This is a genomic window from Gordonia sp. CPCC 205333 (genome assembly GCF_048537885.1).
Classification (GTDB): Bacteria; Actinomycetota; Actinomycetes; order Mycobacteriales; family Mycobacteriaceae; genus Gordonia.
This window is the reverse complement of record NZ_JBCLVI010000001.1, coordinates 69,986-84,421: the sequence shown is the minus strand read 5'-3', so window position 1 is coordinate 84,421 and position 14,436 is coordinate 69,986. Positions and strand designations below refer to the sequence as shown.

Here is a 14,436-nt window from a genome sequence, read left to right as displayed (position 1 = left end):
CGGTCTGACGACCAGCGTACTTATGTGGTGGTCGCATCTGAAACCGAACATCATGCCGGCGGCGACGTGAGTGCTACTTGGCTACCCGGCGCGTACGCGACCGGGTTGGCCGCAGACCGAGAACGAAGGACTGGACCAAATGGTTCCAGTGACATGTGCGACACACTTCCACGACATGTACCGAGAACTCTTCGTGGACCGCTGCCATCCGGTCGAGCTCCTCGGTCGAGCGGGCCGATCCCGACGCCTGCCCCAACTTGTCGCCGAAGATCCACGACACCATCGTGACCTTTTCCTTGCGGCAGATTGGGCAGGTGATATCGCTGGCCGCACCGTGAAATTTCGCTGCCCGCAGTAGATACGGATTGGCGTCGCATACCTCGCTGACCGCGACACGACCCGCGTAGACATCCGACAGCACCGACTTACGCGTAAGTGCGTAGTCGATCAACTCCCGTCGCGTCGCGACCTGCCGTTGCGGTTGCACGCGTCCAGCCTAGCTGTGCGTCCCGACACCGAGATGAAGTGCGCGGTGCGGCGCCCGGTGTCGGGTGACGGAGGTCACCGGATCACCCCCTGTTATATCGGCGCGATACATTCGCGTGTAGCATCGAGTTCACCGATTTCGGTGATACTGCGTGCCGTCACATCGACCGCGCGCATCGGACGAATCCAGTGAGGAGATGACGAGCATGCTGGAAATGGCTGTGCTTGGACTCCTTCTGGAATCGCCGATGCACGGTTATGAACTGCGCAAACGCCTCACCGGGCTACTCGGCGCCTTCCGTGCCTTCTCCTACGGCTCGCTGTACCCGACGCTGCGTCGGATGCAGGCCGACGGACTGATCGTCGAAGATGACGGTCCGCAGGGCGTGAAGGTGCGTCGCGGACGTCGGGTGTATCAGATGACTGAGACCGGCCGAGAACGGTTCGCCGAACTCGTCGCCGACACCGGGCCGCAGAACTACACCGACGACGGCTTCGGCGTACATCTGGCCTTCTTCAGTCGGACCCCCGCGGTCGCGCGGATGCGCATCCTCGAAGGTCGCCGACGGCAGGTCGAGGAACGACGCGAAGGGCTGCGCGAGATGGTCGGCCGAACCCGCGGGGCGTCGGATCGCTATTCCCGGCAACTTCACGAACTCAGCCTCGAGTCGAGCGAGCGCGAGGTCCGCTGGCTCAACGAACTCATCGCCGAAGAAGCGTCGGGCGAAGCTGGCGAAGCCACCGCACCAATGCCATTGAGCCAGATCCCGTTTCGCAACGAAACCACTATCGACAAAGATTTGGGCGTCGACGACCCACCGGTCGTCACCGACGCTCCCAAAAAGAGAACCAAGGCATCGCGGCAGTCGGCCGCGACGCCTCCGAGAAAAGGAGAACCCGACCATGGGTGAGCCCAAAAAGGTGCGCGTTGCCATTGTGGGCGTAGGTAACTGCGCTTCATCCTTGGTACAGGGCGTCGAGTACTACAAGGATGCCAACGAGAACGAGACCGTTCCCGGCTTGATGCATGTGAAGTTCGGCGAGTACCACGTCCGCGACGTCGAGTTCGTCGCCGCGTTCGACGTTGACGCCAAGAAGGTCGGCTTCGACCTTTCTGACGCGATCGGCGCAAGCGAGAACAACACCATCAAGATCGCCGACGTCCCGCCGACCGGCATCACCGTCCAGCGCGGTCATACCCTGGACGGCCTCGGCAAGTACTACCGCGAGACCATCACCGAGGCCGACGGCGACGGTGTCGACGTGGTCCAGATCCTCAAGGACTCCAAGGCTGACGTCCTGGTCTCCTACCTGCCGGTCGGATCCGACGACGCCGACAAGTTCTACGCACAGTGCGCCATCGACGCTAAGGTCGCCTTCGTCAACGCACTTCCGGTGTTCATCGCCTCGGATCCCGTGTGGGCGCAGAAGTTCGTCGATGCCGGCGTGCCGATCGTCGGCGACGACATCAAGAGCCAGGTCGGCGCGACCATCACCCACCGCGTGATGGCGAAGCTGTTCGAGGACCGCGGCGTGGCCCTCGACCGCACGTACCAGCTCAACGTCGGCGGCAACATGGACTTCAAGAACATGCTCGAGCGTGAGCGCCTTGAGTCCAAGAAGGTATCGAAGACCCAGGCCGTGACCTCGAACTTGACGGGTCAGCTGGCCAACAAGATCTCCGACAAGAATGTCCACATCGGACCGTCGGATCACGTCGAATGGCTCGATGACCGCAAGTGGGCCTACGTGCGCCTGGAAGGCCGCGCCTTCGGTGACGTGCCGCTGAACCTGGAGTACAAGCTCGAAGTGTGGGACTCCCCCAACTCGGCCGGCATCATCATCGATGCCGTGCGTGCTGCGAAGATCGCCTTGGACCGTGGCCTCGGCGGCCCGATCCTTCCGGCGTCGGCCTACCTGATGAAGTCCCCGCCGGTGCAGGTCGCCGACGACGAGGCTCGTACTCAGCTCGAAGCCTTCATCATCGGCGCGGAGTAGTTCACCGCGGCTGAGCCGCAAACCCCGCACTGACGGTCAAACCCAACACGTTTTCGTGTTGGGTTTGACTGCGTTTGCAGGGTTTGCGGCTCAGCCGTCACGACGGCAGGTAACGTTCCGCGCGGCGGCACCCGCAGCCAACTGATTGGCGCGAGGCCCGCCCGGCGCTACGTCGACGCTGCTGGGACTCACATTGATCACGGTCGGGCGCAAAGGCTGAGTCTCCTCGTCGTGGGACTACGCCGGCCTCGACTCAATGGCATGGCTTCTCTCGCGGGTGACTGCGTAGCCAAATGCTGCGGCAAATGGATACATGAAGACCGAATAGACCGCACTGGGAATAGCCACTATCGGGTTCTCAAGGACACTTAACGCGACAGTGAGGGCAACCGTGGTGTTGTGAATACCGACTTCCATTGAACTTGCGACCGAACTCGGTTGATCAAGCCTGAGTATGCGTGCGCCGAGATAACCCAGGGTCAGACTAAATAGACAGAACAGCGCGGTGACAAGGCCAATCTGCAGGAGATAGTCCAGCGCATTATCCCGCTCGCCAATAAGGGCGCCAACTGAAACCGTAGCGAGAATGACGATAGAGAAAATACGAACCGGGCGATCCATACGGAGGGCGAATTTCGGCGCCTGAGTGCGGACGAACATCCCGATAACCACCGGAATAAGGATGAACGCGAGTACCTCACTAATCTTTCCGAATTGCAGTCCAAGCTTTCCGTCGACATCAAAATACCCGATGGCGAAATTGGTGAAGACCGGTATGGTGATCACGGCAAGCACAGAGTTGATCGCGGTCAACGTGATATTCAAAGCCACGTCACCGCGAAAGAGATGACTGAACAAGCTGGCGGTTGTCCCACCTGGTGACGCCGCCAGCAGCATTAGTCCGACAGCCAGCAGAGGTTCTACATCAAAGATCAAAATTAGAGTCAACGCGACCATCGGCAGTATCACGACTTGCAGAAATAGTGCCACCGCAACGGCCTTAGGCGTCCGTGCTACACGACGGAAGTCACCCAGCGTCAACGATAGGCCGAGTCCAAACATGATGATCGCCAATGCGACAGGCAAACCCGTGGTGATTAACGCTGAATCGGTCATGTTCCATCCTCCATTCTGTGGACCCCACTGACCAAGGATTCACTGCGAGCTCGGGGCACCCCGAACAGGCGCCCCGATCCGCCGCAAGAATTAACGTCGCCGCATGGGAACTAGCGACTTCTTTATGAGTTTCGACTGCCTCGCAGAATTCGACGATGTTCGCTCGTTGTTAGAATCGGCTAATGCTTCATCATTGCCCTTTTGAAATCCTTTCCGAAAGGCGGTCAGTCCAGCATTGATCCCCGCCGGGAGGCTTCCACTCTTCGCCATCGTGTCGTTTCCGGCTCTGAGTGCCCCGACTATCCCCTGGTTGGCACCGCCACCTAAGGAACTACCAGTAATCCGGCCCTTGCCCGAGCGCCGAATCGCGTACTCAGTCGCGGCGGTGTCGCCGGCGAGTAGCGCCTCATCGATTGTCTTGGGCGTAACACCCTTGCGCGCCAGTATGTTCGTCGCGACACTGGCCCCCTCCGCGTAGCCCTCAAGTTTGCCCGCAGCGCCGCCCAGACTGAGCCCAAACGGACCTCCGAACCGCTTTCCGGCGTCGCCGGTGAGGGCCATACCGATCAAGTTCTGAAGTGGGTCATTGGGATCAGGAACTGGAAAGGATGTGGTTCCGGGCAGCGGATCGTTGAGCGTTCCCGGGATCGTGGCTTTGATTTCGGGCCCGGTGCTTGGGGTCTTCGACCCCTCGATCACGGGGATCGGAAGTGGCTTGCCGGCTAGCACCGCCAGCGTCTCGAGATACGCCTTGGGAAGTTGGCGACGCACTTCATTGATCTTCGATTGTGGCGTGACGATGGTGAAGCCCTTCACCTTTGCGGGATCAGCGCCGCGGTCGTAGCCGGCTTCAATCAAGAGCCGCAACACCGGGTCGAGCGCATCGACGTAACGCGTATTGCCCGATAGCGATGCGATTTGTCGAAATGGGTACAAGATCGGCAGGGTGCGCGACGGGATCGTGACGTACGTCGTGTTGCCGATCGTCGTCGAGGTGTTATTTGACGCATTCGGATCGACTAGAGCGTAGCCGGGAAAGACATGCGAAAAGGCTATACCCGCAACTGCATTCACGATCGACAGCGGATTCGCGTAAGCCGGAAAGTCAGAAACGGCGTCGTAGGTGGTCGACACATCAACGGTAGGGAAGTCGCCATCGGACTTTGGTCGACCGATTGGTAGGCCCGTAATCCTTGACGGCAGATCATCTACGATCGGCCAACCGTGGTCCAGACGTAACTTGAACGGCAGAAGCGGCGCGAAGTCGATCGAGCTACCACGAGTCGAAGCGCCACCATTCGGCCTAAGCGGATTGCCTAGCAGCAAGAAGCGGTACTTCGGGCTGTTCGGGCCCTTCTTCAGACTTACCCGTGTCCGATCGACCACGAAACAGCCCTGCGACATACCGATTACCGTCGTCGCGGTACCCGACGGGACCGTACGCAACGCGTGTCTTAGAAGGACTTCACCGATCCCCACCGATGTGTTCGTCATGGTAATCCCGGTTACCAAAGTGGGAGCCATCAGCGCTGGGTAGAACACTGGCAGATAGGTGTTGCCTTTCGGCACCGCTGTCCCCCAGAAGAACAATGGCAGTGTCATCGCGATCGGATCTCCGGTCGGTCCCACGCCAACGGTCAACCCGCCCGGCAGCGGCTTTAACCTAGAGTCCTTTGCGCTAAGCCGCTTCTGGGCGGTGGACACCGCCACGGCAGTCGACTCGCCAGAACCTCGTGGCGAAGCTGATGCAGTGCCGACCAATGGTGTCACCGCCAGTCCCGCGAAAGTACTCGCCGCCAGCAGAGTAGCGACCAGGCGCGTACCTCTGTTCATCTCACAACCTCTTTCGTTACCGCTAAGTGACCGCGTGCTGACCGACCTGGTCACTACTGGTCACGAACGACCAAAAGCATCTGAGTCAGTCATCACATCACGGTGTGACTGTGATGACTGTCGCCATCGTCGCAATGATCCTAATCACATAATCGGAATACTGGCAAGGTGTAACTTACAGATTGCCAGTTGAGGCGAGATGGGATATTTTCGACTCGTCAAAATCTGGCAGCTATCCCTGAGATCGCCGATGGTGCGACGAAGATCACCTGCTCTCGCCGAGAGAATCCCTGGTCAGTGCCTCATCGAGCCCTTTGAAAGGCCCCGCGTTATGCGACGTCCAACTCCTACATGGCTACCTCGATCCTCGCGCGCGCTCAACGCCGCCGATGTCTACGGAGGTGCACGATGAGCGGCTCAGCCAACACCGAGACACTGGTGCAGCGATCACGCGTGCTGCGCGTGCTCCTGGCCGTAGTAGTGACTATTCCGTTGGCCTTCTCGGCGATCTACATGTGGTGGATGTGGGACCCGACGAAGAGCGTCGACGAGTTACCAGTCGCCGTTGTCAACGCCGACAAGCCCTTCGGCGACGGGGATTCTCGCGTCAGCGCCGGCGCACAGGTGACTAAAAACCTGCTCGACTCGCATGCGCTCGGCTTCGAGGCGGTCGACCAGGAAACCGCGACCCGCGGACTCAACAGCGGCGACTACTATTTCGTCATTCGGATTCCGGAGAACTTCAGCGAGACATTGGCAAAAATCGGTTCAGTCACCAAGGCCCCCGCGCTGATCACCGTGACCTACAACGACAACAACACGGTCAAGGCGTCGAGTATCGGTGCCGCGGCGATGAGCAAGGTTCAGGCTGCGGTGCTGCGTGGTGTGTCCAGTACGACGGTTGGCAAAGTCGTCAGCGGCGTTGATGACTTGGGAACCGGGCTCAAGAAGGCCGCGGCAGGCTCGCAGCAGCTTTCCGAAGGCACCGGACAGCTAAGCGACGGTGCCGACACTCTCTCAATGTCTCTCGTCGACAAATTGGGTCCCGGGGTAAGAAAAGCAACCGCGGGTAGCGCCCAACTTGCTTCCGGATCAGCCAAATTATCCACTGGCGCAACGCAATTGCAGGCGGGAACGGTTCGACTCGGTGACGGTGCGACCAAAGTCGCCGACGGCATCGACAAACTGGTTACCCGCGTCGATATCGCAGCACTGAAAGCCCAGCTCACTCGCTTACAGCAAGCCTTACCACCCGGCGCCGGGGTTGAGAAGGTCACGGAACTACTCACCGGTTTACAGCAGTTGCAGGCTGGGAGTCGCCGAGTCGCCACCGAACTAACCGATCCCACTGCTGCCTACCGCAGTGGAGTCGACCGCATCGCCGCTGGAAGCACACAGCTAGCTACCGGAGCTACCCAATTGTCATCTGGCATGCAGCAGATCAACGTGGGAACCTCGCAACTCACGGCCGGTGCGATCCGGCTGCAACACGGCGCCGAACGTCTTGACACAGGCGCAACGACCCTCACTGATGGATTGTCTGCCGGCGCGAGCAAAGCGCCCGACATGGGCGACGAGACTCAGCAGGAATCGCTGGCGAAACTCATTAGCACTCCGGTGGCCAGCCAATCGGAGAACTTGGCACGGGCACAGTTCGGCGGTCCCGGAGCCGCGCCGACACTCCTGATCTTCGCTTCAGCTCTAGTCGTAATCGCAGTCCTGTTGTCATTTCGCGGACGCCGCTACATATTGGGTACCGATCAACCGCCGACCGTTGCGACCGTACTGCGTCGTGCGGTGGCGGTATGTGCGGTCAGTCTTGCCGGCGTCGGGGTGATAGCACTTGGACTGTGGGCATTCTTGGACCCGGCACCCACTCCCGCCTCCACGTTACAAGTGGCGATTATCGTCGGCGCCGCGACGATAATGAACGTCGCGATCTTCTCGGTCCTCTTCACGGTGCTCGGCTATGGCGCCGGCGCCCTAACATCCCTGGCCTGGTTGATGCTCCAGCTCTTCGCCTATGGCGGTATCTGGATGGTCGAGACATTGCCCGCTCCGTTGCGGTGGTTGCACCCGGTGACGCCGCTGACCTATGTGCGCGAGGGGTTGATCGGCGCCTTCAACGGAGCGCCCGGTTTTGGACCCGGACTGGCGATAATTGTGTTGATCACCGTTATCGCCACAGCCATCAACTTCGCAGCTGTGTATTTCTTCCGCAAGCGATACGCGAATCACGGCGGCGACGGCGGCCGCCCAGATGCTGATGCGGGATCAGAATTGGTTACCGTCGGCTAACGAACGACTGGCCGCGCACCATCGGTGCGCGGCCAGCACTACCTACCCAAGAACGGTCCCAGCAGAGGCAATGCCTTACCCGGCGTCTTCGCGTTCAGTCCCTCACCGATGGCGTGCAGCTTCCAGTCGTTGCCCGATCGGACGATGGTCGCCATGACCATTGCGGTGAAAGGCATTCCGCCCTTAAGGGTGTAGCGGGCCAACTCGGCGTTCGTCGTCGAGTCCACCAACCGGCAGAAGGCGTTGTCCACCTGCTCGAAAGTCTGTCCCCGGTACGACGTGACAATGAAGAGCAGGGTGTCGACCTGCGGTGGAATTCTTGGGAGGTCGACGTTGATGACTTCATCGTCACCCTCACCTTCGCCGGTGAGATTGTCACCCGAGTGCACGATCGAACCGTCCGGTGTTCGCAGATTTCCGAAATAGATTGTGTCGAAAGGCTGTTGGCCGGCGAACAGAATCACCGAGGCGTCGAGGTCGATGCTGGCGCTGCGCCCGCCGCCGCCAAATCTGCCGCCGCCCTTTCGAATCGGATCCCATCCCAGGCCCATCCGAATCTGGGTGAGGGCGACGCCGCCGTCTTTACGCAGGGTGACTTTCTGCCCCTTGGTCAGGCTCACCGGACGGGCCTTGGTCAGGCTGATCTCGCCTGCGGGAGCAGCAGGTGCGGCCGCGGGCTGCGCCGGTGCGGACGGCGGAGGGACGGCCGGTGGTGAAGCGGCCGGTGCGCCGAAATTTGGTGCCGGATAGCTCGGCGGCTGCGCCGGTGTGCCATAACTCGGTGCCGGATAGTCCAAGGTCGGTGGCGCAGGAGTCGGTGGGACACCCATCGGCGCGGGTGGGGCACTCGGCGCCGGAGCGTCATCGACGGTGACGCCGTGATCGCGCACCAGGTCGGCGAATCCGCCCGCGTAGCCCTGCCCTACGGCACGCACCTTCCAATCACCCTGGCGGCGGTACACCTCCAGCGCGATGACTACCGATTCGGTATTCAATCCGTCGATTTGATACGAGTACAGTTCGACGCCGTTGGCGTCGGCGACCCGTGCGGTCGGCGCGGGGTAGCGGCCGAAATTGCTGGACGCGTCGTCGAGGGTGATGACGGCGCGGATCTGATCAATATCGGCCGGCACGTTGCGGCTGTCGATATGCAGCGATGCACCCGATGGTCCAGTGACGAGGTTGACGCCCGGCCCGTTCGGCTGATTGAAGAACACGAAATCGGCGTCGGAGCGGACCTTGCCGCTATCGGTAACCAGCAGCGCCGACACATCGGCCGGAGCAGTCAGCGTCACCGAAACCACCACGTTGGTCGTGGTTAACGGACCATTCTGGCCTTTGACTAGAGGTGTCACGTCGTTCCTATTCGGTCGGTGAGGATGTGGGCGGTCCTCGAGTGCATCCACGAAAGAATCTCCTCGCCGGCTAATGCCCCAGCGCCGACGGTTACCGATACGTTAGCCGCCTGCCAGCCGAGCGACTCCAATTCTCCGTGGCGCGGCCGGATCGCGGCATCAGCGGCGAGCAGCAGATCATTGTCCAGCCAGCCATCGCCGGCGGCCAGTAGCGTGTGCGAGGCGGAGAGCGTCCCGTCCGCCACGAGTCGGCGCCGAACTTCACCGATGGCCGCGCTCTTGGTGACGGCCAACGGCATGGTGTAGATCTTGCGGCCCTGCTGGGACGCGCTCCAGCCACTGGCAGCGCACAACTCCTGCCAGGCGGGCAGAAACTCGACTGGCTGGCGACTCGGCTCTACGACGAGATAGCAGAACAGGTCGTCGGCGACACGCACCTTACGGACCCAACCATCGACCGGATGAGCGACGGGCACGCGCTCGGTGAGAGCCGCGAGGATGTCGGCGAGTGATGTTCCCACGGTGGCCACTTGCTCGGAGATATGACTGTCCCACAGTCGATCTCGCACGCCGTTGACCAGGATCGCACCGCCGTTGCTGGTCACCGCGAACCGGTACGGGCCACCGGGCAGCGAGATCCGATTGTATTGTTCCGGTGTCCTAGTGGTGGTGGGAACCACGACTGCCGAGGCTGCCAGCGCGGTCAATTGATCAACCGCGCGCCGCGTCATATATGACAGCGGCGCGTCGTCATAGATCTCGACGCACTGCGGCGAAGTGGTCTGAAACTGATTCTCGCCCATCGCGGTTCGCGAATAGATCATCGTCCGGTCGAGATCGGTCGCGATGAGCGTGTCGCCTCGCTCGGGAACGGCAGTCTCGGTCACTGCTCATCACTCTCGACCGGTGCGATGAGGCCCATGCAGGAATAGGCCAGATCATCGACAACCTCGACCGGCACACCGCGATCGGCGGCCAGCAGTCGAATATGCGCGTGTTCGGGAGCATCGGCGTTGCGTACCAACACCTTCCACGGCACCCGCCGCAGCAAGACACGCGTAGTCTCACCTACGCCGGGCTTCACGAAATTCACCGATGAGATGCCGTAGCGCTCACGAACCTTCTCCACCGACGCCCACCCGGACCACGTCGGAGTGCGGTCAGAGTCAGCGATCTGCTGTGCCATTCGGGCAGCTGACAACTCGACGGCGTCGAATTCATCGGACACCTTGTCCAGCAAGATATTTGATACATCGAATGGTACAAGTTCCCGATAGAACTTGGCTCCGTGGAACTCCCCCGGGCCGATCAGATCAGCGTTCAACACCGTCCGCGACACCAGCCCGGATACCGTCGAATTCAGGCATGCCGAGGCGATGAGGAAGTCGCTGCGCGTGCCGTAGGTGCGGACACACGATCCGGGATCGGCGAGGACAGCCAGATCGTCATTGAACGCGGTTCCATTCACGGCGGAGTATTCACGCAGCGCTTCGGACAACTCTTTGGCTATCGCACCTTTGCCGGTCCATCCGTCGACAAACACGATCGACGACGGCTCATGGTGCGCGGCAAGATAATCGAGTGCCACCGCATCGATACCGCGATCTCGCACGATCGAGACCGCGTAGTGGGGCCAGTCGAGTCCGTGCCGATGGGCGGCCCACCGGCGCATCAGAATTCCGACCGGAGTTCCGGCGCGAGCCAGCGATACCAACACCAGATCCACTCCACGATCGGCGATCAGCAGGTCGGTCACCGCACCCACAGCCTCGGCCAGCCTTGGTGCCGACGCGGTCAGCGTTTCGTCGAATAGCTGCCGGTACGAGTCGGTCGGCTGATACTCGATCGGCAATGATTCGGCGTAATGCGCTGTGCCCGACTGAATTCGACGCTCGCGCAGCGCGACGTCGGCTTCCAAATCCACATCCGAGAGGTCTTTGAGCAGCCATGTCACTTCGTCGGCGGCGTAGGAACCGAAGGCCGGTCCGGTCAATGGCTCAGTGATGATTCCGGTTGTCATCGGCCTGCCTTCACATGTGCGCGGGCGGCCCGAAGGCCAGCCTGAGTTGGCGTGGGCACCACCACGACCAGTACATCGTGACCGGCCTGGGTGAGAACATCGAGCAGTCCACCGGGGCCGCGGAGTTCGTCGGAGTCGGCCGGGGTGTCCACCACCAGCACGATCTGACTAGGTTCGTCGTGCTTGTGCGTCGCGTTGTACAAGTAGCGGCGTGCCGTCGGATCAGCTTCGGGCGCAATGAATTCGAATCCACGGCGCAGTGGGTAACCGTCGGCGTCGAGTACGACGGCCGGTGAGCGAGTGGTCGTCTGATACCTGACGTCGCGCCCTCCGGTGATCAACGCCTCGGCGATCCGCTGCGGCAGATACATCAATTCCTCATGCCCGACGACAACGACGTCGCCACCGTGCAGTCGGGTATCGATCAGTGCCGTGGCGTCATAGACCGCCGCGTTGAACCGGTCGTAGTCGTCGGCGAGGAAGCCGAAGCGACCACCGTCGGGAATGTCGGTCGGCCAGTCGAGGTAGCGAAAGTCGACGGAACCGGGTTGGCTGGCAACCGGATTCAACGGAGCGGCCTCCAGTGCGGCGACCGCGGTTGGCAATTCGGCCGGCAGTGTCACCGACCCCGCGGCGAGCGCGACGAATTCGATAGCCACCCCCAATTCGGCTGCCGCAACGCTATTTTCCGCCCGGTTGTCGGCTGTGCGCATGTCGACGAGCGAGGCAACCACATACGCCGGGTGCGGTGCGATCGCGTGTAGCGAGTGAATGGCGTCTATCGCGGTCGCGCCGGTTGAGATCTCGTCGTCGACGAGAACCAGTGGCACATTGGTATCGGCAAATAATTCCGCCGACGTCGGCTGGATCAAATGACGGGTGGCGTGCGAATGCCCCTCGGTGAACTCGCCGACTACGTCAACGTCGGGACCAGTGCGCCGCGTCGACTGCAGATAGCAGTGACTGCGCAGGTGGGCAGCTACCCCGTGTCCCAATCCCGTTGCAGTTTCGGCGAATCCGAATATCGTCGCGGCATCGGCGTCGACAGAGGGAGCGAGTCGTCCTAAAGCGTCGGCGACCAGGTCGCCGAGGGATTCGGCAGCCGCGCGGACTTTACGCGGATCAGTCGGGATATGTTTGCCGAGTACCGTCGAGACCAACAGATGCGCTCGACGAGGATTGCGGCGTAGACCCGGGATGACGAGTTCGGTTGCGTGCCAAGAAGAATCCCCGGCTGCATCCGATACGGACAAACCGAGGTTACGCTCGGTCCACTGCGGTGACGAACTGCTCATCAGCTTGGCGTCACCAACTCGGTGAGCAGATCGACGAAGGTGATGCCCTGGTTGGTCACGCCGAAAACCGACGCGCGGCTCAACACCTGCTGGGCCCAAATTCGGTGCGGCTTGGCTTCATTCATCTTGTTCCCATAGGTCGAAGCTCGGACACCACCGGCTTTGGACGCGGTGATATCGCAGGCGTCGAGATATTCCTCGTGAGTGACCGCGGACAGCGCATTGACCGGTGCCACGTGGGAGGGGTGGATAACGGTTTTGCCGTGGATGCCGTTGGCGCGATCAAGTGCGATCTCACGAAGCAGACCGTCGAGATCACGGCTTACCAGTTGTTGACGGAACCGGACGGCATCGTTTTCCGCGAATGGCGTGGTCCGCAGCATCGGGCGGAACATCCGCTCGTGGTCGGCGAAGTACTCCCATACCGGGCCGGTGATGGTAAAGCCCGAGTCATCCTGCCGCCCAAGATAATTCACGATTCCGGTGATTGCCTCGGCGATGACGGCCACGTCATAGATGGTGAGGTCCCGATCGCGCCGAATACCGTAAACCCCGCACATGTCGGTCGCACCGATCCGGGCGGCGAGTACGTGGGATCGGTATCGGCCAAGAAGTTCGGAGATGGCTTGAAGCTGCGCGTCACGGCTCTCCCGGTAGACCAGCTCGGGTGATTCGAGAACCGGCATCACATACAGGTGTTTGCCGGCATAAGTCCCGGCGTCGGCGACGGCTGCCAGCGCCGGTTCGGATTCGGCGGTGAACTTCGGTACTACGAAACCAGTCAGGGTATCGACGCCCGGCCCGAGACGATCGATCAACCGGCGGATATCACCGGCGGTGCGAGTGCGGACGAAGAGCAACATTCCCGCGGCCGGGGTGCCGGCCAGCGCGTCGAGAGTGGCGACCGTCTGTGCGAGACCGGTTTCCAGTTCATCGTCGGCGACCGCGTCTTCCAGATCGATGACCATCGACCGCACGCCGTCGGCGCACCGGCGGGTGATGGTGGCGGGCAGATCCGGTCGGGTGCCGGGAACATAGAGCGTCGCACCCAATGCGTACGCGAGACGTTCACGTTGGTCATCGTCGGAGAAGGGTTGTGGTGGCTGGAGGAAGAGACGCTCCATGACGTCTGGCGTCAGATGATTGAAATAGCGAAGGGAGGTGCGAATAGGTTCCGCGGAAATACTCATGGGGCAACTCCTCTCGCTGCAGGCCCCCGGAAAGCGACATCCGTGATCGTACCGGCGAAATCGGACGCGTGTGCGCCAGGCAAATGACCTCGGCATGAAATGCCGGACGAGTACCCCCGGCGTGGCTCCGGTGGCGCTATTGTCGTATTCGTCGGTCGCCGTCGTAATTGTAAGAATATGGCGGCTCACCAGTAATTACCTCTGCGAAGGGTTCCGTTTCATGCAACTCGTTTCGAAAACGAAGCGGGTCGTCGAGGCTCATCTCAACAACAGTTCCATCCGGGCGTTGAGCGGTTCGATGATCGCGTTCGAAGGTCAGGTGTCCTTCAAATCCGCCGGTTTCGGTGGTGGCGACGGATTGCTGGCCGGTATTAAACAGAAGGCCACCGGCGAAGGACTATCGCTGATGGAATGTACCGGCACCGGAGTGGTGTACCTCGCTCAAGACGCGGCCAACGTCACCGTCGTCGACCTGACCGGCGAGACCTTGCAGGTTGAGTCTCAACAGCTACTCGCGCTAACGCCGAACCTGTCGACCAACATCACCTTCGCGGGAGTACGCGGCGGAATGTCGGGGCAAGGTCTATTCACCACCACGGTCACCGGCCAGGGCCAAGTCGCTCTGTTGTCCAAAGGCGGTCCGCTCATTCATCTGGAAGTATCGCCGCAGTTCCCACTGGTCGTCGATCCGGACGCGTTCGTGTGTGCGCGCGGACAGTTGTCGCAGTCATTCGTCACCGACGTTTCCTGGCGCTCGGCTATGGGGCAGGGCGGCGGCGAGGCCTTCTCACTGCGGTGGGATGGCACTGGTGTGGTGTCCATTCAGCCGGCAGAGCGATAGGAGA

The 14,436-nt window shown here is 61.2% G+C and carries 12 protein-coding genes; 4 read left to right on the top strand and 8 right to left on the bottom strand.

Features of this window, described 5'->3' with window-relative positions; all coding sequences use genetic code 11:
- Positions 1–73: 73 nt before the first annotated feature.
- Positions 74–487 carry a DUF5318 family protein gene (locus AAFP29_RS00420; RefSeq protein ID WP_419215326.1) on the bottom strand — a complete coding sequence of 138 codons (414 nt, stop codon included), beginning with the start codon at positions 485–487 and terminating at the stop codon, positions 74–76.
- A gap of 205 nt (positions 488–692) precedes the next feature.
- Between AAFP29_RS00420 and AAFP29_RS00415 the strand changes: the two genes are divergently transcribed.
- Together AAFP29_RS00415 and AAFP29_RS00410 are read left to right on the top strand one after the other, a co-directional pair.
- The gene (locus tag AAFP29_RS00415; RefSeq protein ID WP_419216308.1) at positions 693–1,397 is read left to right on the top strand and encodes a PadR family transcriptional regulator; all 705 of its coding nucleotides are present in this window, start codon (positions 693–695) and stop codon (positions 1,395–1,397) included.
- The gene (locus AAFP29_RS00410; RefSeq protein WP_419215325.1) at positions 1,390–2,484 is read left to right on the top strand and encodes an inositol-3-phosphate synthase; all 1,095 of its coding nucleotides are present in this window, start codon (positions 1,390–1,392) and stop codon (positions 2,482–2,484) included. Before AAFP29_RS00415 ends, AAFP29_RS00410 begins: the two co-directional genes overlap by 8 nt.
- 237 nt (positions 2,485–2,721) lie before the next feature.
- Here AAFP29_RS00410 and AAFP29_RS00405 read toward each other — a convergent pair whose 3' ends face one another.
- Positions 2,722–3,600, bottom strand: a complete 879-nt coding sequence (locus tag AAFP29_RS00405) for a bile acid:sodium symporter family protein (protein ID WP_419215324.1) — start codon at positions 3,598–3,600, stop codon at positions 2,722–2,724.
- Between the two features lie 90 nt (positions 3,601–3,690).
- A complete protein-coding gene (locus tag AAFP29_RS00400; RefSeq protein ID WP_419215323.1) occupies positions 3,691–5,433 on the bottom strand; it encodes a PE-PPE domain-containing protein in 1,743 nt (580 codons plus the stop codon).
- A gap of 408 nt (positions 5,434–5,841) precedes the next feature.
- Between AAFP29_RS00400 and AAFP29_RS00395 the strand changes: the two genes are divergently transcribed.
- Positions 5,842–7,731 (top strand): YhgE/Pip family protein, encoded by a 1,890-nt coding sequence (locus AAFP29_RS00395; RefSeq protein ID WP_419215322.1) that lies wholly within the window; start codon positions 5,842–5,844, stop codon positions 7,729–7,731.
- Positions 7,732–7,769: 38 nt separating this feature from the next.
- On the opposite strand, the gene AAFP29_RS00390 is transcribed toward AAFP29_RS00395, so the two are convergent.
- The 5 genes from AAFP29_RS00390 to AAFP29_RS00370 are packed head-to-tail and all read right to left on the bottom strand — an operon-like array spanning position 7,770 to position 13,591.
- On the bottom strand, positions 7,770–9,086 hold the full coding sequence (locus AAFP29_RS00390; RefSeq protein ID WP_419215321.1) for a TerD family protein: 1,317 nt from the start codon (positions 9,084–9,086) through the stop codon (positions 7,770–7,772).
- A complete protein-coding gene (locus tag AAFP29_RS00385; RefSeq protein ID WP_419216307.1) occupies positions 9,083–9,910 on the bottom strand; it encodes an HAD family hydrolase in 828 nt (275 codons plus the stop codon). Before AAFP29_RS00385 ends, AAFP29_RS00390 begins: the two co-directional genes overlap by 4 nt.
- Positions 9,911–9,969: 59 nt before the next feature.
- Positions 9,970–11,091 carry a cysteine protease StiP family protein gene (locus tag AAFP29_RS00380; RefSeq protein WP_419216306.1) on the bottom strand — a complete coding sequence of 374 codons (1,122 nt, stop codon included), beginning with the start codon at positions 11,089–11,091 and terminating at the stop codon, positions 9,970–9,972.
- A gap of 11 nt (positions 11,092–11,102) precedes the next feature.
- Complete coding sequence (locus tag AAFP29_RS00375; RefSeq protein ID WP_419215320.1) at positions 11,103–12,401, bottom strand: phosphoribosyltransferase family protein; 1,299 nt, start codon at positions 12,399–12,401, stop codon at positions 11,103–11,105.
- Positions 12,401–13,591 (bottom strand): HpcH/HpaI aldolase/citrate lyase family protein, encoded by a 1,191-nt coding sequence (locus AAFP29_RS00370; protein WP_419215319.1) that lies wholly within the window; start codon positions 13,589–13,591, stop codon positions 12,401–12,403. Before AAFP29_RS00370 ends, AAFP29_RS00375 begins: the two co-directional genes overlap by 1 nt.
- Before the next feature lie 220 nt (positions 13,592–13,811).
- Here AAFP29_RS00370 and AAFP29_RS00365 point away from each other — a divergent pair, with 220 nt between their 5' ends.
- Entirely contained in the window at positions 13,812–14,432 is a 621-nt protein-coding gene (locus tag AAFP29_RS00365; protein WP_419215318.1) for an AIM24 family protein, read from the top strand.
- Positions 14,433–14,436 lie beyond the last annotated feature (4 nt).

Bases quoted from the DNA above. Each gene is read 5' to 3' on its own strand.
- AAFP29_RS00415 (WP_419216308.1), top strand. From the start codon at position 693: ATGCTGGAAATGGCTGTGCTTGGACTCCTTCTGGAATCGCCGATGCAC.
- AAFP29_RS00410 (WP_419215325.1), top strand. From the start codon at position 1,390: ATGGGTGAGCCCAAAAAGGTGCGCGTTGCCATTGTGGGCGTAGGTAAC.
- AAFP29_RS00405 (WP_419215324.1), bottom strand. From the start codon at position 3,600: ATGACCGATTCAGCGTTAATCACCACGGGTTTGCCTGTCGCATTGGCG.
- AAFP29_RS00400 (WP_419215323.1), bottom strand. From the start codon at position 5,433: ATGAACAGAGGTACGCGCCTGGTCGCTACTCTGCTGGCGGCGAGTACT.
- AAFP29_RS00395 (WP_419215322.1), top strand. From the start codon at position 5,842: ATGAGCGGCTCAGCCAACACCGAGACACTGGTGCAGCGATCACGCGTG.
- AAFP29_RS00385 (WP_419216307.1), bottom strand. From the start codon at position 9,910: ATGATCTATTCGCGAACCGCGATGGGCGAGAATCAGTTTCAGACCACT.
- AAFP29_RS00375 (WP_419215320.1), bottom strand. From the start codon at position 12,401: ATGAGCAGTTCGTCACCGCAGTGGACCGAGCGTAACCTCGGTTTGTCC.
- AAFP29_RS00370 (WP_419215319.1), bottom strand. From the start codon at position 13,591: ATGAGTATTTCCGCGGAACCTATTCGCACCTCCCTTCGCTATTTCAAT.
- AAFP29_RS00365 (WP_419215318.1), top strand. From the start codon at position 13,812: ATGCAACTCGTTTCGAAAACGAAGCGGGTCGTCGAGGCTCATCTCAAC.